The organism is Streptomyces sp. NPDC025784 (assembly GCF_055558435.1).
The window spans coordinates 245,767-271,614 of the sequence record NZ_JBVHMN010000010.1 but is presented as its reverse complement, the minus strand read 5'-3'; the positions used below and the strand labels follow the sequence as shown (position 1 = coordinate 271,614).

Genomic DNA, 25,848 nt, shown 5'->3' with positions numbered 1-25,848 from the left:
CGGGTCAGCGGCGGGCCGTCACGGTGCCCTCGACCGCGAACAGTTGCTCCTCCACGTGATCGAGGGCCAGCCGCAGGGCACCCGTCGCCACGGCGGCCTCGCCCAGCATCGACAGCGTCACCTTCGGCGGGCGCAGGCAGTAGCGTGCCAACTCGCGCCGCAGCGGCTCCAGTACGCCGTCCAGCCCGGCCGCCCAGCCGCCGATGACGACCAGTTCGGGGTCGAGGGCGAGGACGAGCGCCGCCACGTCGTGCACCAGGCGCTGGATGAACCGGTCGACGGCCGCGCGGGCCCGCTGGTCGCCGTTCCGCGCGAGGGCGAAGACCTCGGCCACGGCCTGCTCGTCCAGCGGGTGCAAGGGCTCGTCCGTCGTGGACAGCAGGGTCTCCGGGGTGACGTCGCGCCCCAGCAGATGCAGCGCGCCGATCTCGCCGGCCGCGCCGCCGTACCCGCGGTGCAGCCGGCCACCGATGAGCGACCCGGCGCCCGGACTCAGTCCCGCGAGGACGAACACCACGTCGTCGGACTCGGTGGCCGCGCCCTTCCAGTGCTCGGCGACCGCCGCCGTGTTGGCGTCGTTCTCGACCAGCACCGGGCACTTGAAGGAACGGCTCAGCCGTTCGCCCAGCCGCAGGCCCGTCCACTCGGGCAGCGCCGTGCCCAGCCGCACGGTGCCGTCCGCCTCGACGATCCCGGGGCTGCCCACGCCGACCGCACGCAGGGAGTTGCGGGAGACGCCCGCCCGGCGCAGCAGCTCCGCGACGGCGACCCGCAGCCGTTCGAGCCGCTCGTCCGCGGACGCGGTCTCGTCGACGTCCTTCGCCATGGCGCCCATGACCCGGCCGTCCAGGTCGGCGAGGAGCGCGGCGACCCGGTGCGGGCCGATCTCCAGGCCCAGCAGATGGCCGGCCTCGGCCCGGAAGCGGAACCTGCGCGCCGGACGCCCCTGGCGCCGTGCGGCGCCTTCCTCGGCCGCCTTCTCGACGACGAGCCCGTTCTCGATGAGGCCCTCGACGACGCCCTCGACCGTCGGCCGGGACAGTCCGGTCACCCGGGTGATCTCGGTGAGGGTCGCACAGTCCGTGGCGCGCAGTGCGTGCAGCACCACCGCGGAATTGATCCTTCGCAGCAGAGAGGGGTCCCCGCCGGTCAACCGCCCCAACGTCCGTCCTCCCAGCTCGCGCGCGTGTTGGGCGGATCGTACTCGGCGGGGCGCACCCCGGCGAGTGCCGGGACCCCTTCACGGCCCACGCGTCATGATCAGCCCGGTGCCACGAACCCCGATTCGTACGCCGCGATGACCGCCTGGGTGCGGTCCCGGGCCCCCAGCTTCGCCAGTACGGCACTGACGTGGGACTTCACCGTCTCGGTGCCGACGGTCAGCCGTGCGGCGATCTCCGCGTTCGACAGACCCCTGGCCATCAGGCGCAGGACCTCCGCCTCCCGCTCGGTCAGCGCGGCCCGCTCCATGGCGGCCCGGGCAGCGGGATTGCCCGAGGTGTCGCCGTACTCGGCGGCCAACTGCCTTACGGAGGAGGGGAACAGCAGCGACTCGCCCTCGGCGACCAGTCGCACCGCGTGCACGATCTCGGCCGGCCGCGCCCGCTTCAGGAGGAACCCGTCCGCTCCCGCGCGCAGCGCCTCGTAGACGTACTCGTCGTTCTCGAACGTCGTCACCACGAGGATCTTCGGCGGATCGCTCACCGTGCGCAGCACCGCGCGCGTCGCCTCGATACCGTCCAGAAGGGGCATACGGACGTCCATGGCGACCACGTCGGGACGCAGCTGCCGCACCAGGGGGATCACCGCGGCACCGTCCGCCGCCTCCCCGACGACCTCGATGTCGGGCTGCGCCTCCAGGACGGCGCGCAGACCCGCGCGTACGAGGGGTTCGTCGTCGACGAGAAGAACGGTGACCGGCATCCGGCCAGCCTAGATCAACTCAGCGGCAGCTCTACATGCACCTGCCATTCGCCCTGGTCCGGACCCGTCCGCGCACGACCGCCGAGCAGCGCGGCCCGTTCCCGTATGCCGCGCAGCCCGCTGCCCCGGCCGGGCCCCGGTACGTCCGAGGTCAGCAGATTGCGGACCTCCAGGTCCAGCGACTCGTCCCGGACTTCGACACGTACCTGGACGGGGACGCCGCCCGCGTGCCGCAGCACGTTGGTGAGCGACTCCTGGAGGATGCGGTAACCCTCCCGGGACACCGGACCGGGCACCGTGTCCAACGGGCCCCTGACCTCGGCGTCGACCTTGGCCCCGGACGCGCGCGCGGACTCCAGGAGCCGGTCGGCGTCGGCCAGCGTGGGGCGGCTGCTCACCGGCCGCTCCGCCTCCCGCAACACCCCCAGCACGCGCTCCAGATCCTCCAGGGCGGCGCGGCCCGTGTCCTCGATGGCCGCCAGTGCTCGCTCGGTGAAGGCGGGGTCACCGGCCGCGCGGGCCGCTCCGGCCTGGACCACCGCGACGGTCAGCGCGTGTCCGATCGAGTCGTGGAGCTCGCGGGCGATCCGATTGCGCTCCAGCAGCTGCTCGGTGCGCTCCTCCAGTGCCGCGAGCCGCTCGGTGGGGGAGGGGCCGAGGAGTCGGCGCGCGATCGCCGTGATCAGCTCACCGAACCCGACGACCACGCCGTACAGCGCGAGCAGCGGCAGCGGGACGAGCAGCGCGTACGCCCAGTGCGGATCGGTATGGAGGGTCACGATCGGGGTGTCGATCGACACGGATCGGAACGAGGCCTGGGTGAGGACGACCGCCGTCGCCGGCAGCCAGACCGTGGCGGGCGCCAGGACCCACCCGAGGACCATGCGCGCTTCCAGCCAGAGTACGGTCCGCAGCCGGTCGCGCCAGGTGACCGCGGGCGAGAGGGAGAAGGCCGACTCCGAGCCCTCCCGCCCGCCGGGCGCCAGCATGTAGCGCGCCTGTACTCCCTCACCTCGGCGCACCGCGGGGATCAGCCCCAGCGGGACGAGCACGGCGGCCGGCACCCACGGCTTCGACATGTCGATGAACAGCCACACGGAGACGAACAGCATCGGCACCCACAGGTGCAGCAGTCGTGTGTACGTCGTCCCCCGGACCAGCGGGCGCAGAAAGCGGGCCATTGCGTCATCGTGCCAGGAGCCACTGACAACGGACCTCCCCCGAGCGGGGGAGACGATCTCCACCGGCGGGGGAGGCCCTACCCGGTCGGCACCGGCCACGCTGTCGCCATGACCAGCATCGACGTCCAGGACCTGACCAAGGAGTACGGCACCAAGCGCGCCGTCGACCACCTCACCTTCAGCGTTCTCCCGGGCCGGGTCACGGGATTCCTCGGTCCCAACGGCGCCGGAAAGTCCACCACCATGCGACTCGTGCTCGGCCTCGACCGGCCCACGTCCGGTACCGCCACCGTCGGAGGCCGTGCCTACGCCACGCTCGACGAGCCCCTGCGCCATGTGGGCGCCCTGCTCGACGCGCAGGCCGCACACGGTTCGCGGACCGCCCGCGACCATCTGAGGGCACTCGCCGCGAGCAACCGCATCCCCGAACGCCGGGTGGACGAGGTGCTGGAGCAGTCGGGACTCGGCTCCGTGGCCCGGCGCCGGGTCAAGACGTACTCCCTGGGGATGCGTCAGCGCCTCGGCATCGCGGCCGCCCTCCTGGGGGACCCGCCGGTGGTGCTGCTCGACGAGCCGTCGAACGGGCTCGACCCCGAAGGGATCATCTGGATCCGGGAGTTGCTGCGCGAGCTGGCCCGCGAGGGCCGCACCGTCCTCGTCTCCAGCCATCTCATGAACGAGACCGCGTCCTTCGCCGACCACCTGGTGGTCCTCGGCCGCGGGCGGCTCCTGGCGGACATGCCCATGCGGGAGTTCATCCACGCGCGCGTGCAGCCCCGGGTGCGCGTGCGCACCACGGACGCAGCCGCGCTGGGCGACCTGTTCGCCCGGCACGGCATCGAGGCCGTCGAGGGCGAGGGCGGCCGCTGGACGGCCTTCGACGCACGCGTGGAGGACATCGGCCGCCTCACCTCGGCCGCGCGCCTCCCGATCCTCGAACTCGCCTCGGAGGAGGCCACGTTGGAGCAGGCCTATCTGGATCTGACGGGCGCCGAGACCGAGTTCGCCGCCACCCCGACCACGCCGCAGACTCAGGAGGCCTGACCATGACGTTCGCACCCGCACTCCGCTCGGAGTTGATCAAGATCCGTACGCTGCGGTCGCTCCTGTGGGGACTGGCCGCCGTCCTCCTCGCGACCACCGCCTTCTCCGCACTCGCCGGACTGGACGACTCCGGGGAGGAGTTCGACCCGCTGTTCTCCACGTTCTTCGGCGTCAGCTTCGGACAGATCGCGGCGATCACCTTCGGCGCGCAGGCGGTCTCGGCGGAATTCCAAGGAGGTGCCCTGCGCCTCTCGCTCGCCGCGGTTCCCGACCGCGTGCGCTGGTTCGCGGCCAAGGCCGTGGCCGTGGGCGGCCCCGCCCTCGTGATCGGCCTGGTCTCCGGGGGCGTGAGCACGGTCGTGGGCACGGCGGTGCTCGGCTCCAGGGCGAGCACGCTCACGTGGGGCGAGGAACTGCGCGGGGCTGTCGGCTGCGGCATCTATCTGGCGCTGATGGCCCTCTTCGCGGCGGGAATCGCGGCCGTCCTGCGCAGTGGAGTCGCCACATTGAGCATCCTGATCCCGTTCCTCCTGATCGTGTCCTTCGTCGTCGGTGGAGCGTCGGGAACCGTGGCGGACTTCCTGCCGGACAAGGCGGGCCAGGTGGTGCTGCACAAGACGTGGGACGGCGTCCTCGGCCCCTGGACGGGGCTCGGCGTCACTGCGCTCTGGGCGGCGGCGGCCCTCGCGGCCGGAGCGTGGAGTATGCGGCGCCGGGACGCCTGACGGGACGCCAATTGTCAGTGGCAGCCGCTTTACTGGATGTCATGACCAGCGCGCAGCACCTCGCCACGATCGAGCGGCTGTGCTCCGCGGACTTCCCGGCGGAGCACGGCCGGTCGGACGTCGGCACCGCAGGACCCGGTTACCACATAGCCGAACTGGCGACGAGCGAGGACTTCTGGGAGGACGACGGCACGGCGTGGGAGGAGACGGAGGAGCAGTACGAGGCCGACCGGGACGGTCTGTCGGAGCTGCTCACCCGCCGCTGGGGAGCACCTCAGCGGGTCAGTCTGAGAAGCGTGTTCGGGCGGACGGCGAGCGGTGAGGACATACCCGAGCCGTGGGGCGACCTGAGTTCGCACGTACCGGACGTGCACCTGTGGAAGGCCGATCACCACGACCGCTGGGTGGCCCTCGGAGTCTCCCACTGGGACAAGGAGCTGCCGTTCCAGCTGCTCGCCGTCATCACGGACATCGACCCACCCTGACCCGTCGGACCCACCCTGACCCGTCGGACCCGTCGGACCCGTCGGACCCGTCACTTCGGGCCCGTCACCTCTCGGCGGCGGCCTCCCGCAGCCGGGCGTACTCCTCGGCCATCGTCGCCGCCGTCCAATGAGCGTTGAGCCCACTGGGGTTGGGCAGCACCCACACGCGGCTCGCTCCGATCGTCCGTTCCTGCGGCCCCACCCGGGCCCCGCGCTCACCGAACGCGGCCCGGTAGGCGGTCACGCCCACCACGGCCAGCCACCGCGGCCGCAGCCGCTCCACCTTGGCGGCCAGCAGCAGCCCGCCCTCGCGGTACTCGTCGGCACCGAGTTCGTCGGCACGGGCGGTGGCCCGCGCCACCACATTGGTGATGCCGAGCCCGTAGGACAGCAGCTCCTGCTGTTCCGCCGGCTTCATCAGCCGGGGAGTGAAGCCGGAAAGGTGCAGCACCGGCCAGAAGCGGTTGCCGGGGCGGGCGAAGTGGTGACCCGTCGCGGCCGTCATCAGACCCGGATTGATACCGCAGAACAGCACCTCGAGGCTGTCCGCGACGACATCCGGCACCAGACGGTCGCGGGCGGCCTCGAGGTCCGCGGGTGTGAGCCGTGTCAGAGGATCGCTCCCGGCGTGTAGCCGGCGGCCTCCGGGTGCTGCTTCACGATCTCCTCGACCCGGCCCACGACGGCGGCGACCTGGTCGGCCGCCGCGCCGGTGAAGGACAGCTTGTCCGCCATCAGCTCGTCGAGCTGGGTGCGGCCGAGCGGGATGCGCTCGTCCGCGGCGAGCTTGTCGAGCAGTTCGTTGCGCTCGGCGCCCTGCTCCCGCATGGCGAGGGCGGAGGCGACGGCGTTCTCCTTGATGGCCTCGTGCGCGACCTCGCGGCCGACGCCCGCGCGCACCGCGCCCATCAGGACCTTCGTCGTCGCGAGGAACGGCAGGTAACGGTCCAGCTCCCGCGCGACGACGGCCGGGAACGCGCCGAACTCGTCGAGCACGGTGAGGAAGGTCTCCAGCAGGCCGTCCAGCGCGAAGAAGGCGTCGGGCAGCGCGACCCGGCGCACCACGGAACAGGACACGTCGCCCTCGTTCCACTGGTCGCCCGCCAGCTCGCCCGTCATCGACGCGTAGCCGCGCAGGATGACCATCAGGCCGTTGACGCGCTCGCAGGAGCGGGTGTTCATCTTGTGCGGCATCGCCGAGGAACCCACCTGGCCCGGCTTGAAGCCCTCCGTGACCAGCTCGTGCCCGGCCATCAGGCGGATCGTCTTGGCCAGCGAGGACGGGGCCGCCGCCAGCTGCACGAGGGCCGTGACGACCTCGTAGTCGAGGGAGCGCGGGTAGACCTGGCCGACGGAGGTGAAGGCCTGCGAGAAGCCGAGGTGCCCGGCGATGCGCTGCTCCAGGTCCGCGAGCTTCGCCGCGTCCCCGCCCAGCAGGTCGAGCATGTCCTGAGCCGTACCGACCGGGCCCTTGATGCCACGCAGCGGGTAGCGGCCGATCAGCTCCTCGACCCGGGCGTACGCGACGAGCAGCTCGTCCGTGGCGGTCGCGAAACGCTTGCCGAGGGTGGTCGCCTGGGCGGCCACATTGTGCGAGCGGCCGGCCATGACCAGCTCGGCGTACTCGCCGGCGAGCTTGCCGAGACGCGCCAGCACGGCCACCGTGCGGTCGCGCATCAGCTCCAGCGACAGCCGGATCTGCAGCTGCTCGACGTTCTCGGTGAGGTCGCGGGAGGTCATGCCCTTGTGCACGTGCTCGTGCCCGGCGAGGTCGTTGAACTCCTCGATCCGCGCCTTCACGTCGTGGCGGGTGATCTTCTCGCGCTCGGCGATCGACGCGAGGTCGACCTGGTCGAGGACGCGCTCGTAGTCGGCGATGGCGGCGTCCGGAACCTCGATCCCGAGGTCCTTCTGGGCCCGCAATACGGCCAGCCAGAGCTGACGCTCCAGCTTGACCTTCTGCTCGGGGGACCAGAGCGTGGCGAGCTCGGCGGAGGCATAGCGTCCGGCGAGGACGTTGGGGATACGGGGCTTTGCAGGCGCAGCAGTCACGTGTACGGATTCTACTGGCGATTCCTGCAGGCCAGCGCCGCGGGGTTGTTCGTGGGAAGCTACGAGTCCGGCGCCGACCCGTCCGCGATCTCGGCCAGGATGTCACCGTGGCAGAGCTCGGGGGCGCACCAGCAGGCCAGGGTCTTCCCGCGCAGAGCGGGCACCAGCTCCAGCAGCTCGGGCCGTTCCAGCAGATACGCCCGGTACTTCACCATCACCTCGGCGCGGGTGCCGTCGCGCCGCTTGGTGGCGGTGTCGGGCGCGAACGGGTTGTACAGCGGATGCTGCGGAAGGTCCCAATGGCCCATGGTCCAGCGGCGGCCCACGTAGACGAGATCGTCGGGGGCGGTTTCCAGCCGGGGACCGAACTCGCGGATGTGGCCCTTCAGGTTGATCACGGTCGTGGGCACGGGGCTCCCTTCAGCGGTACGTCTCCTGTGTACCCCACCGCGCCGTTCGGGCGTCGGCGGCTATGCCGCCGGCCCCTCGTACGGCAGCAGCTCCGGACGCTTCGCCGGGCGGCCGTCGCCGGAGGACCGGCCGGTCAGCCGGCGTCCGATCCACGGCAGCAGGTGCTGCTTGGCGAACCGCGCGTCGGCGGTGCGGCGGGCGAGCCAGCGCGGTGGGGCCGTGGCCGCCATCGGCGTCCGCCAGGCGGTGTCCTCCGGTTCGTGGCCGAGGGTCTGCCACACGGCTTCCGCGACCCTGCGGTGTCCCTCGGGCGTCAGGTGGAGCCGGTCCACGTCCCACAGACGGGGGTCGGCGAGCGAAGGCGCTCCGTAGAGGTCCACCACGAGCGCGCCGTGCCGTGCCGCGAGGTCGTCGACACAGGCGAAGAGCTCCTCCATGCGGGGCCGGAAGCGTTCGAGCACCGGACCGTTGCGGCCCGGGCTGCGCATCAGCACCAGCTGTTCACAGGCGGGGGCCAGCCGCTCCACGGCCTCCTCCAGGAGACCGCGGACGCGCCCCATGTCGACCTTGGGCCGCAGCGTGTCGTTGAGCCCGCCGACCAAGGTGATGACGTCGGGCCGCATCGCGGCTGCCACGTCCACCTGCTCGGCGACGATCTGCTGGATGAGCTTGCCGCGCACCGCGAGGTTGGCGTAACGGAAACCGGGCGTTCGGGCCGCCATCCGGCTCGCGAGGAGATCGGCCCATCCGCGGTACGAACCGTCGGGCAGCAGATCCGACATTCCCTCGGTGAAGGAGTCGCCGACCGCGACGAGGCTGGTGTAGGTGGCATGTGTTTGCATGGCGCCAAAGATGGTAACCCGATCACATACTTGTCGGTCGGTCGGGCCGTCGCCCCGCCCCACCTCGACCGGAGGCGCGGGGCGCGCGTCCCCCTCGGGATCCGCCCTTTCGGCGTGAACGTCCGGCGGGCGCGCCACGTTCGGGACCCGGAGCGGCCCCCGGGGCCCCGACGCCCGGGGAAGCCCCGGCGCGTCGGAGCGCACGGCAGGCCCACCCGCGCCCGGCCGGACCACCGGGGTCCGCGACGGCCCGCCCGGTGGGCCTCCGCTAGGCCGGCTGACCGAACAGTTCCCGCAGGACGTCCTCCATGGTGATCAGCCCCGCGAGCCGCCCGTCGCTGCTCATGACCGCCGCGAGATGCGTGCGGCTGCGGCGCATGGCCGTGAGGACGTCGTCGAGCGGGGTGCTCTCGCGGACCCGTGCGATGGACCGCATGTCCTGGACACGGAACGGCAGGTCGCGCGGCGTCGCGTCGAGCGCGTCCTTGACGTGCAGGTAGCCCACGATGCGACGGCCGTCGTCGACGACGGGGAAGCGGGAGAAGCCCGACTCGGCGGACAGCCGCTCCAGCTGCTCCGGGGTGACGCCCACGCGCGCGTAGACGACGCGTTCCAGTGGCAGCACCACGTCGCGCACCGGCCGGCGGCCGAGCTCCAGGGCGTCGTGCAGCCGCTCCTTGGCGCGGTCGTCGATGAGCCCCGCGGCACCGGAGTCCTGCACCAGCCGGGCCAGCTCGTCGTCGGAGAAGGTCGCGGAGACCTCGTCCTTCGCCTCCACCCGCAACAGCTTGAGCAGCCCGTTCGCGAACGCGTTGACCGTGAAGATCACCGGGCGCAGTGCCCGGGAGAGCGCGACCAGCGGCGGGCCGAGCAGCAGCGCCGTGCGCACCGGTTCCGCGAGCGCGATGTTCTTCGGCACCATCTCGCCGAGGAGCATGTGCAGATACGTCGCCAGGGTCAGCGCGATGACGAACGAGACGGCGTGACCGGCGCTCGACGACACGCCCATCGCGTGGAACGCGGGCTCCAGCAGGTGGGCGATGGCGGGCTCGGCGACGATGCCGAGGACCAGCGTGCACAGGGTGATGCCGAGCTGTGCGGCGGCGAGCAGCGCCGACACGTGCTCCAGCCCCCACAGCACGCTGCGGGCCCGCCGGTCGCCCTGCTCGGCGTGCGGCTCGATCTGGCTGCGGCGCACCGAGATCAGCGCGAACTCGGCGCCCACGAAGAAGGCGTTCACGACGAGTGTCGCGAGGCCGATCAGCAGTTGTACGGCGGTCATCGCGCCCCCTCCTCCTCGTCGATCGGCGCGTGCATCAGTACCCGCGCGGCGCGTCGCCCGGAGGCGTCCACCACGTCGAGCCGCCAGTCGGCGACGTCGACGGTGTCGCCCACGGCGGGAATGCGGCCGAGCTCGGCGGCGACGAAGCCGGCGAGCGTCTCGTACGGGCCCTCGGGCACCCGCAGGCCGACCCGCGCGAGCTGGTCGATGCGGGCGGAGCCGTCGGCCGAGTACAGCTCGCGGCCGTCCTCGTCCTGGCCGACCGGGGCGAGGTCCGGTGTCTCGTGCGGGTCGTGCTCGTCCCGCACCTCGCCGACGACCTCCTCGACGATGTCCTCCAGGGTGGCGACCCCGGCCGTCCCGCCGTACTCGTCGATGACCACGGCCATGGTGCGCTTGCCGGACAGCCGGTCGAGCAGCCGGTCGACGGTCAGTGATTCGGGGACGAGGAGGGGCTCGCGCACGATCTGGGAGACGGACGTCTGAGCGCGACGTTCGGCCGGCACGGTCAGCACGTCCTTGATGTGCGCGACGCCGACGACCGCGTCGAGGCTGCCGCGGTACACGGGGAAGCGGGACAGGCCCGTGGCCCGGGTCACGTTCGCCACGTCCTCGGCGGTCGCCTGGACGTCCAGCGCGATGACCTGGACGCGCGGGGTCATCACGTTCTCCGCGGTCAGGTCGGCCAGGTTCAGCGTGCGCACGAAGAGCTCGGCGGTGTCCGCCTCCAGGGCGCCCTCCTTGGCGGAGTGCCGGGCGAGTGCCACCAGCTCCTGCGGACCGCGCGCGGAGGCCAGCTCCTCGGCGGGTTCGAGGCCGAAGCGGCGTACGACACGGTTGGCGGTGTTGTTCAGGTGCGTGATGAACGGGCGGAACGCGGCACTGAACCAGCGCTGCGGTGTCGCCACCCGCTTGGCCACGGCGAGGGGGGAGGAGATCGCCCAGTTCTTGGGCACGAGCTCGCCGACGACCATCAGGAAGATCGTCGACAGTGCCGTACCGATGACGAGGGCCACCGACTGCGACGCGGAGGGGGAGATGCCGACGGCTTCCAGCGGACCCGCGATCAGTTTCGCGATCGAGGATTCCGAGAGCATGCCGACCACCAGGTTGGTGACGGTGATGCCGAGCTGGGCGCCGGAGAGCTGGAAGGTGAGGCTCCGCACGGCCTTGAGGGCGCCGGACGCACCGCGTTCACCGCGCTCCACGGCGCGCTCCAGCTCGCTGCGCTCCACGGTGGTCAGCGAGAACTCCGCCGCGACGAAGGCGCCACAGGCGAGGGACAGCAGCACCGCCACCAGAAGGAGGAGCACTTCGGTCATCGGGTCACCTCCGTCCCATGGTCGGCCAGGGACGGGAGGACCGCGCGACGTCGGCGGTCGCCGTGCGGGGCACGGCATCGGCTACTGGGAGGCTCGCCCATGGGCGGACGCTCACACCTTTCATGTGTCATCGGACGATCGAGTGATCTTCCAATAGTAAAGGACGGGCAAAGTGTTCCGGCCGGGGGTGTCCCCGGGCGGTGAGCCCCCCGGCCGCACCTCTCAGCCGGAGAGCGGCTTCACCCAGCGCCGCCAGTGTTCTTCGGACCGGTACCCGGCCGCGCGCCAGGCATGGTGCGCGGTCTCGTTCCGCTGAAGCACCATGGCATCCCCGCGCCGCCCTCCGAGCCGTACGAAGCGGTCCTCCGCGGCCGCGAGGAGCGCGGAGCCGATGCCGAGCCGGCGCCGTTCCGGGTGCACCGCCAGCCGGTACAGATGGCACCGCCACCCGTCGAAGCCCGCGATCACCGTGCCGACGAGTTCTCCGTCGCGCTCGGCGAGGATCAGCGCCTCCGGGTCGCGGGCCACCAGCCGTTCGACGCCGTCCCGGTCGTCGCTGATGCTCGTCCCCTCCGCGGCCACCTTCCAGAAGCCCAGCACGGTGTCGACGTCGGCGGGCGCGGCGGCCCGTATCCGCAGCTCAGTCATGCGGCGATCCCATCACCCGGTCCGGACGGTGGCACGGAATTCCATCATCCGGACACCGCCGTCGCCGAGGACGCGCGGGGTGCGCGAGGCGGGCTCTCATTCGCCGCGCAGCGCCTCGACGACAGGAGCGAACGCCTCCATGTGGGGCTCCAGGACCGTCAGATACGAGATGCCGTACCGCTCACGCTGTGCCCGCACCCGCTCGGTGATCTCCTCCAGCGTGCCCACCAGGACGATGGGCAGCTCCAGGACCTGCTGCTCCGTCAGGTGGGGGATACGGGGCAGCCACGGCCGGATCGCCTCGGAACGGTCCTCGGCGACGGTGACGATCTGGATCAGCAGGTTGAGCTCGGCGGGCTCCTTCCGCCCGGCCGCCGCCTCCCGGTACACGGCGACGCGCTGTTCGAGCTCCGCGGCCGTTACCGGTTCCAGCCTGCCGCCCGGCAGGGTGCGCGCCCCGGTGAACGCCGCGATGTCGGCGTGCTCGGCGGTGAGCCGCAGCATCCGGTCGCCGTTGGCCCCGATCAGCAGCGGGACCCGGGGCGACTGGACGGGGCGCGGCTGGTGGTCCTCCGAGCTCAGCAGCCGGTCCAACTCCTCGACGGTGTGCTGGAGATGGTCGACGCGCTCACCTGGTGTGCCCCAGGGCAGTCCGGCCGTCTCGTGCTCCGCCTGCACATAGCCGGTGCCCAGGCCCAGTTCGAGACGCCCACCCGTCAGCGCGTCCGTGGTGGCCACCTCGCGGGCCAGCAGTGCGGGGTTCCAGAAGCCCGCGTTGAGCACGAACGTGCCGAGGCGCGGCCGCTCGGTCACCTGAGCGGCCGCCACCAGGGCCGGGAACGGCGCGGGCAGGCCCAGGTGGTCGGCCACCGTGATCACGTCGTATCCCAGGTCCTCCGCCCGGCGGCACTTCGCGTGCCACTCGTCGACCGGGGCCGGTGCGAGCAGGCTGACGCCGAAACGGAAGGGACGCGGCAGGCGGGACATGAACTCTCCTCGGTCACGGTCGACTTGCGCCCGGGCGGCGGACAGGAGGCGGGTGCGTCACTCGTGCGCGATCGCGGCCAGCACGTTCATCCGTGAGGCGCGCAGGGCCGGCAGCAGGGCGGCGACGATGCCCACCACCGCCGAACCGACCACGACGGCGATGATCGTCGCCCACGGGACGGCGAGCGCCTTCATGCCCTGCAGGGCGAGGACCTGCTGGATGCAGACGCCCCAGACGACCCCCAGCGCCAGACCGAGAACCGCTCCGAACACGGCGATCACCACCGACTCGAGGCGGATCATCCGGCGCAGCTGACGGCGCGCGAGCCCGATGGCGCGCAGCAGACCGATCTCACGGGTGCGCTCCACGACCGACAGGGCCAGGGTGTTGACCACCCCGAGCACCGCGATGACGATCGCGAGTCCGAGCAGCGCGTACACGAGGTAGAGCAGTACCGCGATCTGATCGTGGATCAGCTTCTTGTAGTCGGCCTGGTCGCGGACCTGCACCTGTGGATACGGGTCGAGGGCCTTCTCCAGATTCGTGCGCAGCCGGTCGGGCGTGGTGCCCGACGCCGCGTTCACGTACAGCGCGGAGTCCTGCCCGCCGGGCACGTACTTCTCGATGGTGCCGAAGCCGAAGAACAGGCCGCCCTGCATGCCGAAGCCGTCGCCGGAGTCCTGGTCGGTGAGGGCCCCCACCGTCAGGCGGGTGTCGCGGCCCGCGGGGAACTCGACAGGGACGGTGCTGCCCACCCGGACGTCGTGCTCCTTCGCGAACTTCCTGTCCATGGCGATACGGCCGTCGCCGAGCGCCGCCGCCGTGTCGCCCTGCGCGTACGTGACGTGGGCGACCTCGTCGAGTCGCGGATCGTAGGCCGCCGCGGTCGTCTCGACGCGCTTCCCGTCCGGCAGCCGCACCGCGACCGGTGTGAACCGCTGACGGACCACCAGCCCGGCGCCGTCCGTGCCGCGGACCTTGTCCGTGAGCTCCTGCGAGAAGGGCTGGAAGTTGCTGTTCTGTATCACGAAGTCCGCGCCGAGCGTCTTGTCGATCTGCTGGTCGAACGACTTGGTCATCGACGCGCTCGCCACGGACATCCCGCCGACCAGAGCGAGGCCCACCATCAGGGCCGCCGCGGTGGCGCCCGTGCGACGCGGATTGCGCAGCGCGTTGCGCTGGCTCATCCGGCCGACCGAGCCGAACAGGGCCGGGAAGGCCCCGCCCAGGACCCGGATCACGGGCCGCACCAGGAGCGGACCCGCGATCACCGTCGCGATGAGCGTCAGGACGACGCCCAGGCCCAGCAGAGAGGCGGCCGTCGAGGTCTTCGACGAGGCGGCACACCCCGCGAGCGCGGCCACACCGGCCGCGCCGACCACCGAACCCACCACGGCGCGCATCCGCAGGGGCCGCCCCACGCCGGCGATCTCGGCGTCCGCGAGGGCCGCCATGGGGGAGACGCCCGCCGCGCGCCGCGCGGGCAGATAGGCCGCCACGAAGGTGACCCCGACGCCGACCACGTACGCCGAGACGGGGGTCGCCCAGCCGATCACCATCTCGGTCGACTTGAGGTTCATGCCGAACGCGGACATCAGCTTGATCAGCCCGAGCGCGAGGCCGATCCCGGCGGCCAGCCCGAGCGTCGAGCCCACCAGACCCAGCAGGAGTGCCTCGGTGAGCACGGACCGGCGCACCTGACGCCGGTCCGCGCCCAGCGCCCGCAACAGCCCAAGCTCGCGGGTGCGCTGGGCGATCAGCATCGAGAAGGTGTTGACGATCAGGAAGATGCCGACCAGGACCGCGATGCCCGCGAAGCCGAGCATCACGTACTTGATGACGTCCAGGAAGCCACCGAGCTGCTCGGAGGAGGACTTGGCCTGCTCCTCGGCCGTCTTCAGCTCGTAGGTCCGGGTGCCCAGTTCGGCGGCGACGCGCTGCTTGAGAACGGCGTCGCTCACCCCCGGCGCCGCGTCCAGGGAGACGCTCGTCGCGACGTCGGGGCTGCCCAGCAGCTTGGTCTGCGCGGTCGGTGTGTCGAGGAACAGCAGCGCGGCACCGGGGTTGGTGGTGGTGAAGGTGGCGATGCCCACGATCCGCACCTTGAACGAGCCGGGCTGCGCCTGCACCGTCAGGGTGTCACCGATGCCGACGTGCTTCTTCTCGGCGGTGTCCGCGTCCAGCAGCGCCTCGCGGTCACCCCTCGGCTCGTGGCCGGAGGTCAGCTTCACCGGACTGCGTTCGGTGACCTCCCAGTTGGTCACGATGGTGGGGGCGCCGGTGGTGGGGCCGACCGACTTGTTGTCGGCGTCGACGACCGTGGCGTTCTCGACGGCCGCGTCCACATGGGTGGCGGCGACGCCGTCGACCTTCGCCAGCCGGTCCGCGAGCGAGGCGGGCACCGTCTGGGTGGCGCCGGTCGGGATCTGCGAGTCCAGGTCGTTCTTCGGTTCCACCGTCACATCGGCCGCGGTGGAGGCGAAGAGCCGGTCGAAGGTACGGGTGACCGTGTCGGAGAAGATGAGGCTGCCCGCGACGAACGCGACGGACAGCACGACGGCCAGCGCGGAGAGGAGCAGCCGCCCCTTGTGCGCGAGAAAGCTTCGCAGTGTCGCCTTGAGCACGACCGCCTCAGTCCTTGTCCAGGGTCACGTCGCTGGATTCGATGGAGTCGCCGGGCTCGCCCGGACGGCCGACACTGCCGGTGGCGGGTACCGCGGTGGCGGGTCCGTCGCCCGTGCCGTCGTGGGCCACCCGGATCGTGTCGAAGCGTTTCATCCGCTCCAGGACGGCGTCCGCCGTGGGGCGCTCCATCTCGTCCACGATCCGTCCGTCGGCGAGGAAGAGCACCAGGTCGGAGTGGGCGGCGGCACCGGGATCGTGCGTGACCATCACGACGGTCTGGCCGAGGTCGTCGACCGCCTCGCGCAGGAATCCGAGGACCTCCAGGCCCGCACGCGAGTCCAGGTTGCCGGTCGGCTCGTCCGCGAAGATCAGCTCGGGGCGCGAGGCGAGCGCACGGGCGCAGGCGACGCGCTGCTGCTGGCCGCCGGACAGCTGGGCGGGCCGGTGCTTCAGCCGTGCGCGCAGCCCCAGCGTGTCGATGACCTGGTCGAGCCACTTCTGGTCGGGCTTCTGGCCGGCGATGTCCATCGGCAGCGTGATGTTCTCGGCCGCGTTCAGCGTCGGGATCAGGTTGAACGACTGGAACATGAAGCCGATGCGGTCCCGTCGCAGCCGGGTCAGCTCGCGCTCCTTCAGGCCGGTGATCTCGGTGCCGCCCAGCCACACCTGACCGGCCGAGACCGTGTCGAGCCCCGCCAGGCAGTGCATGAGGGTGGATTTCCCGGACCCCGACGGGCCCATCACCGCGGTGAAGCGGCCGCGCGCGATGTCCACGTCGACCGAGTCGAGGGCGAGCACCGCGGTCTCGCCCGAGCCGTAGGCCTTGGTCAGGCCCCGGGCGCGGGCGGCGATCCCGTCCCCCTCCGCGCGCCCGAGAGCATGCTCCGCAGCAGGTGTGGACAAGGCCGCCTCCTCAGCGATCGACGTCCCGACTCCTCATGTCCCGGCAGAGCCTAATGTGATCGGGGGCACACTCGGTATCCCCCCGAGGTGCCGGTCGGCCTCCACCGCAGGTCGTGCCCACGATGCCGGTGTAAGGGCCATGCTCCACCCGGGGCACTCCACCCCCGGATGCCCCGACCCCCCTTGCCGGTGCTAGCGATCCGGCGCTAGCTTCGAAGCATGGCCAAGACTCAGCTGAACGTACGGGTGGACGAGGGCACGGCCCGAGCCGCCCGCGAGCGAGCGCTGGAGCGCGGGATGAGTGTGAACCGCTACATCGAAGAGCTGGTCCGGCAGGACACCGGGGAGGTCGGCCACACCTTCGTGGAGGCCGCCGCCGATTTCATGAAGCAGTACGAATCCGTCTTCGCCGAGGAGTTCGGCGCGGACCGAGAAGGCACGCGCGAAGGTCGTCGTTGATCCGTTGAGCAATCTCAGAGTCGACCTTGCCTGGCTCCTCATGATCGCCGAACAGAAGACACCCGGGGATCCCCAGGTCACGGACTGGGGAGCGCTCGTCGCCGCCGTCAGCCGGCACGAGGCGGAGATATTCGGCATCCCCGTCTACGACACCCCGCACGCCCGTGCCGCCGCGCTGCTCCAGCTGCTGCTGCACGTCCCCGCCCTGGAACGCTCCAACGCCATGTTCGCCGCGGCCGTCGCGTACGCCTATCTCGTCGCGAGCGGGCTGAAGGTCGTGACCTCGCCCGAGCAGGTGCGCGAACTGGCGCGACTGGTGAAGACCGGCGAGGCCACGGTGCACGACATCGCGCACGAGCTGCGCCGCTGGAGCCTGTGAGTACGGGGACGGCGGCGCGGGCCGCTTCGGTGGCGTCGGCCGGTCCCGCCGCTCCGGCCGGTCCTGCAGTACAGGCCGCTCCTGGCGCGCCGACCGCTCCTGCCGCGCCGGCCGATGCGTTCACACCGTCCGTCCCGGCCTCTCCGGCTTCTCCGGCTCGGTGAGGCGAGGGCGCCACGCCGTGCCCAGCACACAGTACGAGGTGGGCAGCCGCGGCCCCTTCTCGGGCATCATCAGCCGCCTGTACGGGCCGAGTTCGAACCCGGCCTGCCGCAGCGCGGCGACCGGGTCGCGGGCCAGATGGCAGCCTCCGGTGAGGCGGGGCCAGACCGTGCGGTCCAGGCCGCGCTGGGCGAAGGTCATCGCGGATCCACCGCCCCTGCCGTGCTCGAAGAACCGCAGGGTGCCGCCCGGTCGCAGTACGCGCTGCAACTCGGCGAGGGCGCGCCGCACATCACGGACGCTGCAGAGCACCAGTGACACCACGGCGGCGTCGAAGGCCTCGCTCTTGACCGGCAGGGCCTCAGCCGTACCGGGCGCGACGTCGACGGGCACCTCGGAACGCAGCGCCGCCTCGACCGCCAACTGTCGCAGCAGCCGCTCCGGTTCGATGGCGACGACCTCCGAGACGGTGTGCGGGTAGTGCGCGAAGTTCAGGCCGTTGCCCGCGCCGATCTCGATGACACGCCCGGACAGTCCGGCGAGCAGCCGGTCGCGGATCCCGCCCATGCCCATCCGCGTCTCGGCGGCCACGCTGATGCGGGCGTAGTAGCGGGCGAAGAGGGGATGGTGGACCGCGTCTCGTGCCACCTTGCGGGAGCCGGCCCGGCTGAGCGGCGTGAACGGCATGGAAGACCTCCCGGGAGGACGCGCCCTACCGTGATTGTCCCCCCGGGAGCTCCGCCGCACGCGCGACCCGGCCCACGAGGAGCCGCGGCGCACCGGAAAAGCCGTACGGGGACACCCGATCGGCACGCCCCAGAAGGCCGGCCCGGCACATCCGGGTGCACCGGTGCCGCACGGCCAGGACGTCGGCCGGCCCGTCCGGATGCACTGGCACGGCATGCCCAGGACGCCGATGCCGCACGGTCGTCACGCAGGCTCGGCCCGTCCTGACATACCGGTCGCGCGCGCCCGGGAAGCCGGTGCGGCAGCCGGACGTACCGGTGCCGCCCGGGACGCAACCGGACGTACCGGTGTCGCGCGCCCAGGCTCCCGCTCCGCACGGCCGGACGTACCGGCGGGCGCCGCACGTCCGGACGCATCGCCGCCTCGGACGTGCCGCGCCCCCGAAGTCGCCTCAGGCGGGATGTGCCGCGGTGAAGTCGTGCGCGTCCCAGGTCCCGCCGAGCGGCGCGGCGAGCCAGGCCGCCGCCCCGGCACGGAAGTCCAGCGGGTCCCGCGCGCCGGCGCCGGCCGGGATCGCGCCGAGGAGCGGCCCGCCCGACACCTCCGGCAGGTCCGCCAGATTGCACCGCATGGCCAGGTCGGGGGAGTCGGGCCAGCTGCCGATGACCACTCCCGTGAAGTCCAGCCCCTGCCGCCGGAGTTCACGGGCCGTCAACTCGGTGTTGTTGAGCGTGCCGAGGCCTGCCGCGGCGACCACGAGCACGGGCGCGTCGAGCAGTCGCGCCACGTCGGCCAGCGTCGCGCCCTCGTCGTCGAGCCTGACGAGCAGTCCACCCGCGCCCTCGACGAGCACGAGGTCGTGGTCGGCGGCCAGCTTTCCCGCCGCGTCCGCGACCTCCTGCGGCCGCACCGGGGCGAGACCGGCGCGCCGTGCGGCCGTGGCGGGCGCCAACGGCTCCGGAAAACGGCCGAGTTCGCGCGTGGTCAGGGTTCCCGCGAGCCGGGCCACCTCGTCCGCGTCACCGCACTCGCGCGGACCCACACCCGTCTGGGCGGGTTTCAGTACGGCGACGGAACGGCCGGCGGCGAGGGCCACGGCCGCCACGGCGGCGGTCGTGACCGTCTTGCCGACCTCCGTGCCCGTCCCGGTGATCACCAGTACCGGCATGTCATCCCTCCCGTGCCGCGGCGCAGACCGCGCGAGCGATCCGTGCCACGTCCTCGTCACCGGTCACGAACGGCGGCATCGTGTAGACGAGGTCGCGGAACGGCCGCAGCCACACGCCCTCGCGGACCGCGGCAGCCGTCGCCGCCGCCATGTCCACCTCGTGGTCGAGCTGCACGACACCGATCGCGCCGAGGACCCGTACCTCCCGTACCCCCGGTGCCGAGGCGGCTTCCGCGAGCCCGTCCCGCAGACCCGTCTCGATCCGCTTGACCTCGGTCCGCCAGTCCTGGCCGAGCAGTAGGTCGATCGAGGCGCAGGCGACCGAGGCGGCCAGCGGGTTGGCCATGAAGGTGGGCCCGTGCGCGAGTACCGGAACCTCGCCGCGTGAGATGCCGTCGGCGACCCGTGGGGTGCACAGCGTCGCCGCCATCGTCATGTAGCCGCCGGTGAGAGCCTTGCCGACGCACATCACGTCCGGGGTGACACCGGCGTGGTCCGCGGCGAACAGCGCGCCCGTCCGGCCGAAACCGGTGGCGATCTCGTCGAGGACGAGCAGCACGTCGTGCGTGTCGCACGCCTCGCGCAGCACTCGCAGGTACTCGGGGGAGTGGAAACGCATCCCGCCCGCGCCCTGCACCACCGGTTCCACGATCACCGCGGCGAGCTCGTCCGCGTGCCGCCCGATCAGCTCACGCAGCCGCTCGGCGTACGCCTCGTCGAACTCGGCGGGCGGCGCCTCGGCGAACACCTGGCGCTGGAGGACGCCCTGCCACAACTCGTGCATCCCGCCTTCGGGGTCGCACACGGACATCGGCTGCCAGGTGTCCCCGTGGTAGCCGCCGCGCCAGGTCAGCAGCCGCTGCTTGCCGGGGCGGCCGAGCGAGCGCCAGTGCTGGAGGCACATCTTGACGGCGACCTCGACCGAGACCGAGCCGGAGTCGCAGAGGAAGACGTGCTCCAGCCCATCGGGCGACATGTCGACAAGGCGCTTCGCCAGCTGTACGGCGGGTTCGTGGGTGAGTCCGCCGAACATCACGTGGCTCATGCGGTCCAGCTGACCGCGTGCGGCCTCGTTGAGGACCGGGTGGTTGTAGCCGTGGATGGCCGACCACCAGGAGGACATGCCGTCGATCAGCTCGCCCGAACCGTCCGCCATGCGCAGCCGGACACCGCTCGCCGACTCCACGACGAGCGGTTCCTGACGTCCCGGCATCGGCCCGTAGGGGTGCCACACATGGCGCCGGTCGAGGTCGAGCAGTTCCCTGACGGACAGCTCAGGCATTGGGCGCGAGGTCCGTTCCGGCGCCGCGACGGCGTACGGCGACGAGGTCGGTGCGCGCGTCGGAGTGCTGCTCCGTGACGGTGGCGGCGGCCGCCGGGGCGGAGCCGCACACGCCGCCGCCCTGGTGCGAGCCGCAGCCGGCGTCCGCGTGCGAGCCGCAGCCGGCGTCCTCCTGAGAACCGCAGCCGGCTTCGGCGTGCGAGCCGCAGCCGCCGCCCGCGGTCGTCCGGTGCTCGGGCAGCGTGACCTCGCCCGCGCCCTCCACCTCGAAGCCGGCGTCGGCGATCATCTCCAGGTCCGCCTTGCCGGCCTGGCCCTCACTGGTGAGGTAGTCGCCGAGGAAGATCGAATTGGCCAGGTGCAGGGCGAGCGGCTGCATGGTGCGCAGATGGACCTCGCGGCCGCCCGCGATGCGGACCTCGACGTCCGGGCAGACGAAACGGACCATCGCGAGGATCCGCAGACAGCGCTGCGGCGTGAGGTTCCACTCCTTGGCGAGCGGGGTGCCCTCGAAGGGGATCAGGAAGTTCACCGGAACGGAGTCCGGGTCGAGCTCGCGCAGCGCGTACACGACGTCGACGAGGTCCTCGTCGGACTCGCCCATGCCGGCGATCAGACCCGAGCAGGCGGACAGTCCCGCCGCGTGCGCCTTCTGCACCGTGTCCACCCGGTCGGCGTACGTGTGGGTGGTCGTGATGTCCCCGTACGTCCCCTCGGACGTGTTCAGGTTGTGGTTGTACGCGTCCGCGCCCGCGTCGCGCAGCCGCTCGGCCTGGCCGTCGGAGAGCAGGCCGAGGCAGGCGCACACCTCGACGTCCTCGTTCTGGTCCTTGATCGCCTTGATGGTGTCGGAGACCCGGTCCACGTCACGGTCCGTCGGACCGCGCCCACTGGCCACCAGGCAGACCCGCTTGGCGCCGCCGGCCAGACCGGCGGCCGCGGCCTGAGAGGCCTCGTCGGGCTTGAGCCAGGTGTACTTGAGGATGTCGGCCTTGGAGCCGAGCCGCTGCGAGCAGTAGGAGCAGTCCTCAGGACACAGGCCGGATTTGAGGTTGACGAGGTAGTTGAGTTTCACCCGTCGGCCGAACCACTGCCGGCGCACCTTGCCGGCCGCGGCCACCACGTCCAGCACGTCGTCGTCGGAGGTGGCCAGTACGGCCAGCGCCTCGTCGCGGGTCGGCAGCTCGCGCCGAAGCCCCTTGTCCACCAGCGTGTTCAGCAGGTCCATGAGGCCCGATCCTTGCTTATGCGACCACTCCCGGCCAAGGAGAGTTTGCACAAGAGAGACGGTTCGACGTGTGGGTATTGCCACACCCTGGCCCGCTGGCCCGGCCGCTAGGGTCTGTGCACTGCCTACAAAACACCCGCCCCTACGGTCCGGAGGACACATGGCGTTCGGCTGGATCGACGAGCAGGCCCGGGCGCGTCGCGCCGCCGGACTTGTCCGCACGCTGCGTCCGCGCCCCGCCGACTCGCCGCTCCTCGACCTCGCGAGCAACGACTACCTCGGACTGGCCCGGCACCCGGAGGTCACCGGGGCGGCGGCGGACGCCGCGCACCGGTGGGGCGGCGGCGCGACCGGCTCCCGCCTCGTGACGGGCACGACCGAACTGCACGGCGAGCTGGAACGCGAACTGGCCGACTTCTGCGGCTTCGAGTCCGCCCTCGTCTTCTCCTCCGGCTACGCGGCCAACCTCGCCGCCGTCACCGCCCTCGCACCGCACGGCTCACTCGTCGTCTCCGACGCGGGCAACCACGCCTCGCTGATCGACGGCTGCCGGCTCGCCCGGGGCACCACACAGGTGGTCGGGCACGCCGACCCCGACGCCGTGCGCAAGGCGCTCGGTGCCCACCAGGGGCCCGCGGTCGTCGTCTCGGACACGGTCTTCTCGGTCGACGGGGACGCCGCTCCGCTGGCCGGACTCGCGGACGCCTGCCGGGAGTACGGGGCCGGACTGGTCGTCGACGACGCGCACGGACTCGGTGTCCTGGGCGACGGCGGCAGGGGTGCGCCGCACGCGGCGGGGCTCGCGGGAGCGCCGGACGTCGTCGTGACGGTCACGCTCTCGAAGTCGTTCGGGAGTCAGGGCGGCGCGGTCCTCGGCCCGGCAGTCGTCATCGACCACATGGTCAACGCGGCACGTACGTTCATCTTCGACACGGGCCTCGCACCCGCCGCGGCCGGAGCCGCTCTGGGGGCTCTGCGGCTGCTGCGCCGGGAGCCGGAACGCGCGCTGCGGGCGCGCGCGGTGGCGACGGTGCTGCACACCCGGCTGACGGCCGAGGGTCTCGAAGCCGTACGGCCGGACGCCGCCGTCGTCTCCGTGCGCGCGCCGTCCCCCGAACGAGCGGTGCGCTGGGCGGCCGACTGCCGTGAGGCGGGACTCGCCGTCGGGTGCTTCCGTCCCCCGTCCGTGCCCGACGGCATCTCACGGCTGAGGCTGACCGCTCGCGCGGACCTCACCGAGGAGCAGATCGAGCACGCCGTGAGCGTGATCAGCCGGACGCGGTGATCGAGGTGTGCGGGTACGGGGTCAGCCCAGTCCGCTGATGAAGCCCTCCCAGGCGGCGGGGGCGAACAGCAGGGCGGGTCCTGTCGTGTTCTTGGAGTCGCGCACGGCCACCAGTCCGGACCAGGGGCCCGGGCCGGGTCGTGCCGTCTCGACGCAATTGTTCATTCCCGTGCTGCGGCTGCTGCGCAGCCACCGTGCGTCGTGGAGTGAGGTACTGGAAGGTACGTTCCGAGGCAATGCAGACATGGTGCCTCCTTACGCGCCGTCAGCTATCCCGGCGATGTAGTCCAACGATTCCTCGGGCGAAAGGGCGTGGAACTGAAGAGCGTCGAAGGCCTCGCTGTAGGCCTGAAGGTCTTCTTTCCGCTCGAGGTAGAGGCTACTCGTCAAGTGGTCGAGAACAACCACATCCAGATCAGTTGTGTTCGGAAATGAGAAGATAACGAAAGGCCCGGTGACGCCGATGTGCGCTCCGGCGGTGAACGGCAGTACCTGAAGCCGCACTTGGGGCAGTGCCGCGGCGTCGCACAACCGCCGCAACTGGTGCGCCATCACCTCGGGTCCGCCGACCTCGCGCCGTAACACCGCTTCGTCCAGGACGGCGTTCAGCTCCAGCGGCGGACACGAGCGCAGCACGTCCTGCCGGGCGAGGCGCACCTCGACGAGCGCGTCGAGCTTGCAGTCCTCCAGCCCGTCGACGGCGGCCCGCGTCACGGCGCGTGCGTACTCGGGCGTCTGGAGGAGCCCGGGTACGACGGACGTCTCCAGCGTCCGCATCCCGCGCGCCTGCGACTCCAGACTGATGAAGTCCCGGTACGCCGGCGGCAGCACCCCGCGGTACGCGTGCCACCAGTGATGTCTGCCGTCGTCCTCGGAGCCCGCCAACACGGTGAGCAGGTCGCGCAGTTCGGGGTCCTCGACCGCGTAGACGTCCAGCAGACGCGTCACGTCCGTGGGCTTCACCCCGCTGGTCCCGGTCTCGATCCGGCTCACCTTCGACTGGTGCCAGCCCAGGAGCCGAGCGGCCTCACCGCTCGTGAGACCCGCGCCGGCGCGCAGCGCGCGCAGTTCGGCACCGAGCTTGCGGCGGCGTACCGCGGGACCGTGCTGCATGGCCGTACTCCTTACTCCTTCCGAGCCGCCCAAATACGCTCTGCGGTCGCAGAGTTCACCGCTTCGAGCGACAGATATATGCATAACTTGGTGGATCGCACCCGTGACCGGCCCGGTAATGGCAGTCTGGCGCGAAGCACCAGTCCGGGACCGTACTCGAACCATCCGCTCCGTGTCGGACTCCGGTCCCGTGGGAAAGGGACGACGTCGCCATGGCAGATCACCAGGAAGCATCCGTCACCCTGCCGAGCGATCCCGCCTCGGTCTCCGCGGCCCGCAGGTTCGTCGCCGACGTACTCGTCGAATGGGGTCTGCCGTGCGACTCCGAAGTCGCCGACACCGTACGGCTCATCGTCTCCGAACTCGCCACCAACGCAGTCCAGCACACCTTCGGGCAGTCGCCCACCTTCACCGTCGACGTCCGGCTGGAACGGGACGAACAGCTCCGTCTCGGAGTCACCGACAGCCACCCGCGTTTCCCCAAGAGGCTTCCGGCGGCCGTCCAACAGGACAACGGACGCGGCATGGTGATCATCCGTTGGCTGACCGCCGAGTGCGGCGGCAGACTCACCGTCCGGCCCACCCGGGAGGGCGGCAAGACCATCTCGATCGAACTGCCCTGGACGGCACGGGTCCAGCCGGTGGTGGCCGGGGGTCCGCAAGAGCCCTGAGCGACGGCTCAGTTGTCCGGGCGGTGGCGGCCGGCCCGTTCGAAGGTGCCGCGCAGCAGCGCACGGAACGCGTCGGCGGCGGGCGACGTCTCGTCGGTCCGGTGGACGACCGAAATCGTACGGCGCAGATCTCCCGGCTCCAGCAGGCGCGTCCCCACCGGAGTCGCCGCTGTCCTGGCGACCATCTCCGGTACGACCGCGACCCCGAGTCCGGCGCTCACCAGGGCGCACACGAGCGCGTAGACCGGAGTCTCGACCAGCACCGCGGGGGTGGCCCCCGCGCGGGCGAGTGCCGCCTCCACGCCCTGCCGGGGCGGATGATTCGGAGCCATGCTGATCAGCGGCTGACCCGCGAGCTCGGCGAGCGGGAGCCGGGCCGAGCCGCCCGCCAGGATGTGCCCGGGGGCGGTCACCAGCACCAGCTCCTCGACCAGCACCGGTTCCAGACTCACGGACGACGGGACGGCGACGGGGGCCGCAGGCTCGTAGGTGTGTGTCAGAGCCAGGTCGACCTCGCCCGCCGCGACGGCCGCGACACCGGCGGGCGGCTCGTAGTCGGCGACCGCGAGCTCCACGTCCGGGTAGGTCCGGCGGAAGGCGCTCAGCACGGGCGGCAGCAGATGGATGCCCGCCGTCTGGAAGGTGCCGAGCCGCAGTGTGCCGCCGGACAGGCCGGCCAGGTGCGCCAGCTCGTGCCGGGCCCGCTCCATCTCGTCGAGCACCCGGCGCGCCCGCGTCACCAGCAGCTCGCCGGCGCCCGTCAGCCGCGTCCCGCGATGGGACCGGACGAGGAGCGTCGCGCCCGCCTCGCGCTCCAGCTTCGCCAGCTGCTGGGAGAGCGCGGGCGGGGTGTAGCCGAGCCGTTCGGCGGCCCGGGTGATCGACCCCGCCTCGGCGACCGCGACCAGCGCCGCGAGCCGCCTCGGGTCGTACATCGGACCACCCCGGATCTCGCCACGACCGCGCCGGTCTTAACGAATGCT

General features: G+C 71.8%; 27 protein-coding genes. 7 read left to right on the top strand and 20 right to left on the bottom strand.

Features of this window, described 5'->3' with window-relative positions:
* Positions 1–4 precede the first annotated feature (4 nt).
* The 3 genes from ACZ4IF_RS23710 to ACZ4IF_RS23700 all read right to left on the bottom strand — a co-directional run bounded on the left by ACZ4IF_RS23710 (position 5) and on the right by ACZ4IF_RS23700 (position 3,104).
* Positions 5–1,162, bottom strand: a complete 1,158-nt coding sequence (locus ACZ4IF_RS23710; RefSeq protein ID WP_359489798.1) for an ROK family transcriptional regulator — start codon at positions 1,160–1,162, stop codon at positions 5–7.
* A gap of 98 nt (positions 1,163–1,260) precedes the next feature.
* Positions 1,261–1,923: a response regulator transcription factor gene (locus ACZ4IF_RS23705; RefSeq protein ID WP_359489799.1), complete on the bottom strand. Its 663-nt coding sequence runs from the start codon at positions 1,921–1,923 to the stop codon at positions 1,261–1,263.
* A 14-nt stretch (positions 1,924–1,937) separates the two neighbouring features.
* Positions 1,938–3,104: a sensor histidine kinase gene (locus tag ACZ4IF_RS23700; RefSeq protein WP_467565784.1), complete on the bottom strand. Its 1,167-nt coding sequence runs from the start codon at positions 3,102–3,104 to the stop codon at positions 1,938–1,940.
* 108 nt (positions 3,105–3,212) lie between these two features.
* On the opposite strand from ACZ4IF_RS23700, the gene ACZ4IF_RS23695 reads away from it, so the two are divergent.
* The 3 genes from ACZ4IF_RS23695 to ACZ4IF_RS23685 are packed head-to-tail and all read left to right on the top strand — an operon-like array spanning position 3,213 to position 5,358.
* Positions 3,213–4,148, top strand: coding sequence for an ABC transporter ATP-binding protein (locus ACZ4IF_RS23695; protein ID WP_467565781.1), 936 nt, complete (start codon positions 3,213–3,215; stop codon positions 4,146–4,148).
* 2 nt (positions 4,149–4,150) lie between these two features.
* Positions 4,151–4,873 (top strand): ABC transporter permease, encoded by a 723-nt coding sequence (locus ACZ4IF_RS23690; RefSeq protein WP_467565778.1) that lies wholly within the window; start codon positions 4,151–4,153, stop codon positions 4,871–4,873.
* 41 nt (positions 4,874–4,914) lie between these two features.
* A complete protein-coding gene (locus ACZ4IF_RS23685) occupies positions 4,915–5,358 on the top strand; it encodes a hypothetical protein (protein WP_467565775.1) in 444 nt (147 codons plus the stop codon).
* A 64-nt stretch (positions 5,359–5,422) separates the two neighbouring features.
* Here ACZ4IF_RS23685 and mug read toward each other — a convergent pair whose 3' ends face one another.
* The 10 genes from mug to ACZ4IF_RS23635 form a co-directional block, all read right to left on the bottom strand.
* A complete protein-coding gene (gene mug / locus ACZ4IF_RS23680) occupies positions 5,423–5,971 on the bottom strand; it encodes a G/U mismatch-specific DNA glycosylase (RefSeq protein WP_467566046.1) in 549 nt (182 codons plus the stop codon).
* Positions 5,968–7,410, bottom strand: coding sequence for an adenylosuccinate lyase (gene purB, locus ACZ4IF_RS23675; protein WP_467565772.1), 1,443 nt, complete (start codon positions 7,408–7,410; stop codon positions 5,968–5,970). Before purB ends, mug begins: the two co-directional genes overlap by 4 nt.
* Before the next feature lie 59 nt (positions 7,411–7,469).
* Positions 7,470–7,820, bottom strand: coding sequence for a DUF4326 domain-containing protein (locus ACZ4IF_RS23670; protein ID WP_345658144.1), 351 nt, complete (start codon positions 7,818–7,820; stop codon positions 7,470–7,472).
* A 60-nt stretch (positions 7,821–7,880) separates the two neighbouring features.
* Entirely contained in the window at positions 7,881–8,663 is a 783-nt protein-coding gene (locus ACZ4IF_RS23665) for an SGNH/GDSL hydrolase family protein (protein ID WP_467565769.1), read from the bottom strand.
* A 268-nt stretch (positions 8,664–8,931) separates the two neighbouring features.
* Positions 8,932–9,945: a hemolysin family protein gene (locus ACZ4IF_RS23660; RefSeq protein WP_467565766.1), complete on the bottom strand. Its 1,014-nt coding sequence runs from the start codon at positions 9,943–9,945 to the stop codon at positions 8,932–8,934.
* Positions 9,942–11,267: a hemolysin family protein gene (locus ACZ4IF_RS23655; protein ID WP_467565763.1), complete on the bottom strand. Its 1,326-nt coding sequence runs from the start codon at positions 11,265–11,267 to the stop codon at positions 9,942–9,944. The genes ACZ4IF_RS23660 and ACZ4IF_RS23655 overlap by 4 nt, the downstream gene beginning before the upstream one ends.
* 222 nt (positions 11,268–11,489) lie before the next feature.
* Positions 11,490–11,915, bottom strand: coding sequence for a GNAT family N-acetyltransferase (locus ACZ4IF_RS23650; protein WP_467565760.1), 426 nt, complete (start codon positions 11,913–11,915; stop codon positions 11,490–11,492).
* 96 nt (positions 11,916–12,011) lie between these two features.
* Positions 12,012–12,893, bottom strand: a complete 882-nt coding sequence (locus tag ACZ4IF_RS23645; RefSeq protein ID WP_467566043.1) for an LLM class F420-dependent oxidoreductase — start codon at positions 12,891–12,893, stop codon at positions 12,012–12,014.
* A 66-nt stretch (positions 12,894–12,959) separates the two neighbouring features.
* Positions 12,960–15,527, bottom strand: a complete 2,568-nt coding sequence (locus ACZ4IF_RS23640) for an ABC transporter permease (RefSeq protein WP_467565757.1) — start codon at positions 15,525–15,527, stop codon at positions 12,960–12,962.
* Positions 15,528–15,534: 7 nt separating this feature from the next.
* The gene (locus ACZ4IF_RS23635) at positions 15,535–16,431 is read right to left on the bottom strand and encodes an ABC transporter ATP-binding protein (protein WP_467565754.1); all 897 of its coding nucleotides are present in this window, start codon (positions 16,429–16,431) and stop codon (positions 15,535–15,537) included.
* A 219-nt stretch (positions 16,432–16,650) separates the two neighbouring features.
* On the opposite strand from ACZ4IF_RS23635, the gene ACZ4IF_RS23630 reads away from it, so the two are divergent.
* On the top strand, positions 16,651–16,890 hold the full coding sequence (locus ACZ4IF_RS23630) for a toxin-antitoxin system antitoxin component (RefSeq protein ID WP_028800409.1): 240 nt from the start codon (positions 16,651–16,653) through the stop codon (positions 16,888–16,890).
* 4 nt (positions 16,891–16,894) lie between these two features.
* On the top strand, positions 16,895–17,269 hold the full coding sequence (locus ACZ4IF_RS23625; RefSeq protein WP_467565750.1) for a fic family toxin-antitoxin system, toxin component: 375 nt from the start codon (positions 16,895–16,897) through the stop codon (positions 17,267–17,269).
* A 120-nt stretch (positions 17,270–17,389) separates the two neighbouring features.
* Here the strand turns inward: ACZ4IF_RS23625 and ACZ4IF_RS23620 are convergent, their stop codons facing one another.
* The 4 genes from ACZ4IF_RS23620 to bioB all read right to left on the bottom strand — a co-directional run bounded on the left by ACZ4IF_RS23620 (position 17,390) and on the right by bioB (position 21,796).
* Entirely contained in the window at positions 17,390–18,118 is a 729-nt protein-coding gene (locus ACZ4IF_RS23620) for a class I SAM-dependent methyltransferase (RefSeq protein ID WP_467565747.1), read from the bottom strand.
* 451 nt (positions 18,119–18,569) lie between these two features.
* On the bottom strand, positions 18,570–19,286 hold the full coding sequence (gene bioD / locus ACZ4IF_RS23615; RefSeq protein ID WP_467565744.1) for a dethiobiotin synthase: 717 nt from the start codon (positions 19,284–19,286) through the stop codon (positions 18,570–18,572).
* A gap of 1 nt (position 19,287) precedes the next feature.
* Entirely contained in the window at positions 19,288–20,568 is a 1,281-nt protein-coding gene (locus tag ACZ4IF_RS23610) for an adenosylmethionine--8-amino-7-oxononanoate transaminase (protein WP_467565740.1), read from the bottom strand.
* Positions 20,561–21,796, bottom strand: a complete 1,236-nt coding sequence (bioB, locus tag ACZ4IF_RS23605) for a biotin synthase BioB (RefSeq protein WP_467565737.1) — start codon at positions 21,794–21,796, stop codon at positions 20,561–20,563. The genes ACZ4IF_RS23610 and bioB overlap by 8 nt, the downstream gene beginning before the upstream one ends.
* Before the next feature lie 160 nt (positions 21,797–21,956).
* Here bioB and ACZ4IF_RS23600 point away from each other — a divergent pair, with 160 nt between their 5' ends.
* Positions 21,957–23,081 carry an 8-amino-7-oxononanoate synthase gene (locus ACZ4IF_RS23600; protein WP_467565734.1) on the top strand — a complete coding sequence of 375 codons (1,125 nt, stop codon included), beginning with the start codon at positions 21,957–21,959 and terminating at the stop codon, positions 23,079–23,081.
* A gap of 21 nt (positions 23,082–23,102) precedes the next feature.
* Here ACZ4IF_RS23600 and ACZ4IF_RS23595 read toward each other — a convergent pair whose 3' ends face one another.
* Together ACZ4IF_RS23595 and ACZ4IF_RS23590 are read right to left on the bottom strand one after the other, a co-directional pair.
* Positions 23,103–23,327: a DUF397 domain-containing protein gene (locus ACZ4IF_RS23595; RefSeq protein WP_095932812.1), complete on the bottom strand. Its 225-nt coding sequence runs from the start codon at positions 23,325–23,327 to the stop codon at positions 23,103–23,105.
* A gap of 9 nt (positions 23,328–23,336) precedes the next feature.
* Entirely contained in the window at positions 23,337–24,194 is an 858-nt protein-coding gene (locus tag ACZ4IF_RS23590; protein ID WP_467565730.1) for a helix-turn-helix domain-containing protein, read from the bottom strand.
* Between the two features lie 212 nt (positions 24,195–24,406).
* Here ACZ4IF_RS23590 and ACZ4IF_RS23585 point away from each other — a divergent pair, with 212 nt between their 5' ends.
* The gene (locus ACZ4IF_RS23585) at positions 24,407–24,865 is read left to right on the top strand and encodes an ATP-binding protein (protein ID WP_359489838.1); all 459 of its coding nucleotides are present in this window, start codon (positions 24,407–24,409) and stop codon (positions 24,863–24,865) included.
* An 8-nt stretch (positions 24,866–24,873) separates the two neighbouring features.
* Here the strand turns inward: ACZ4IF_RS23585 and ACZ4IF_RS23580 are convergent, their stop codons facing one another.
* Positions 24,874–25,800 (bottom strand): LysR family transcriptional regulator, encoded by a 927-nt coding sequence (locus tag ACZ4IF_RS23580; RefSeq protein ID WP_467565727.1) that lies wholly within the window; start codon positions 25,798–25,800, stop codon positions 24,874–24,876.
* Positions 25,801–25,848: the final 48 nt, after the last annotated feature.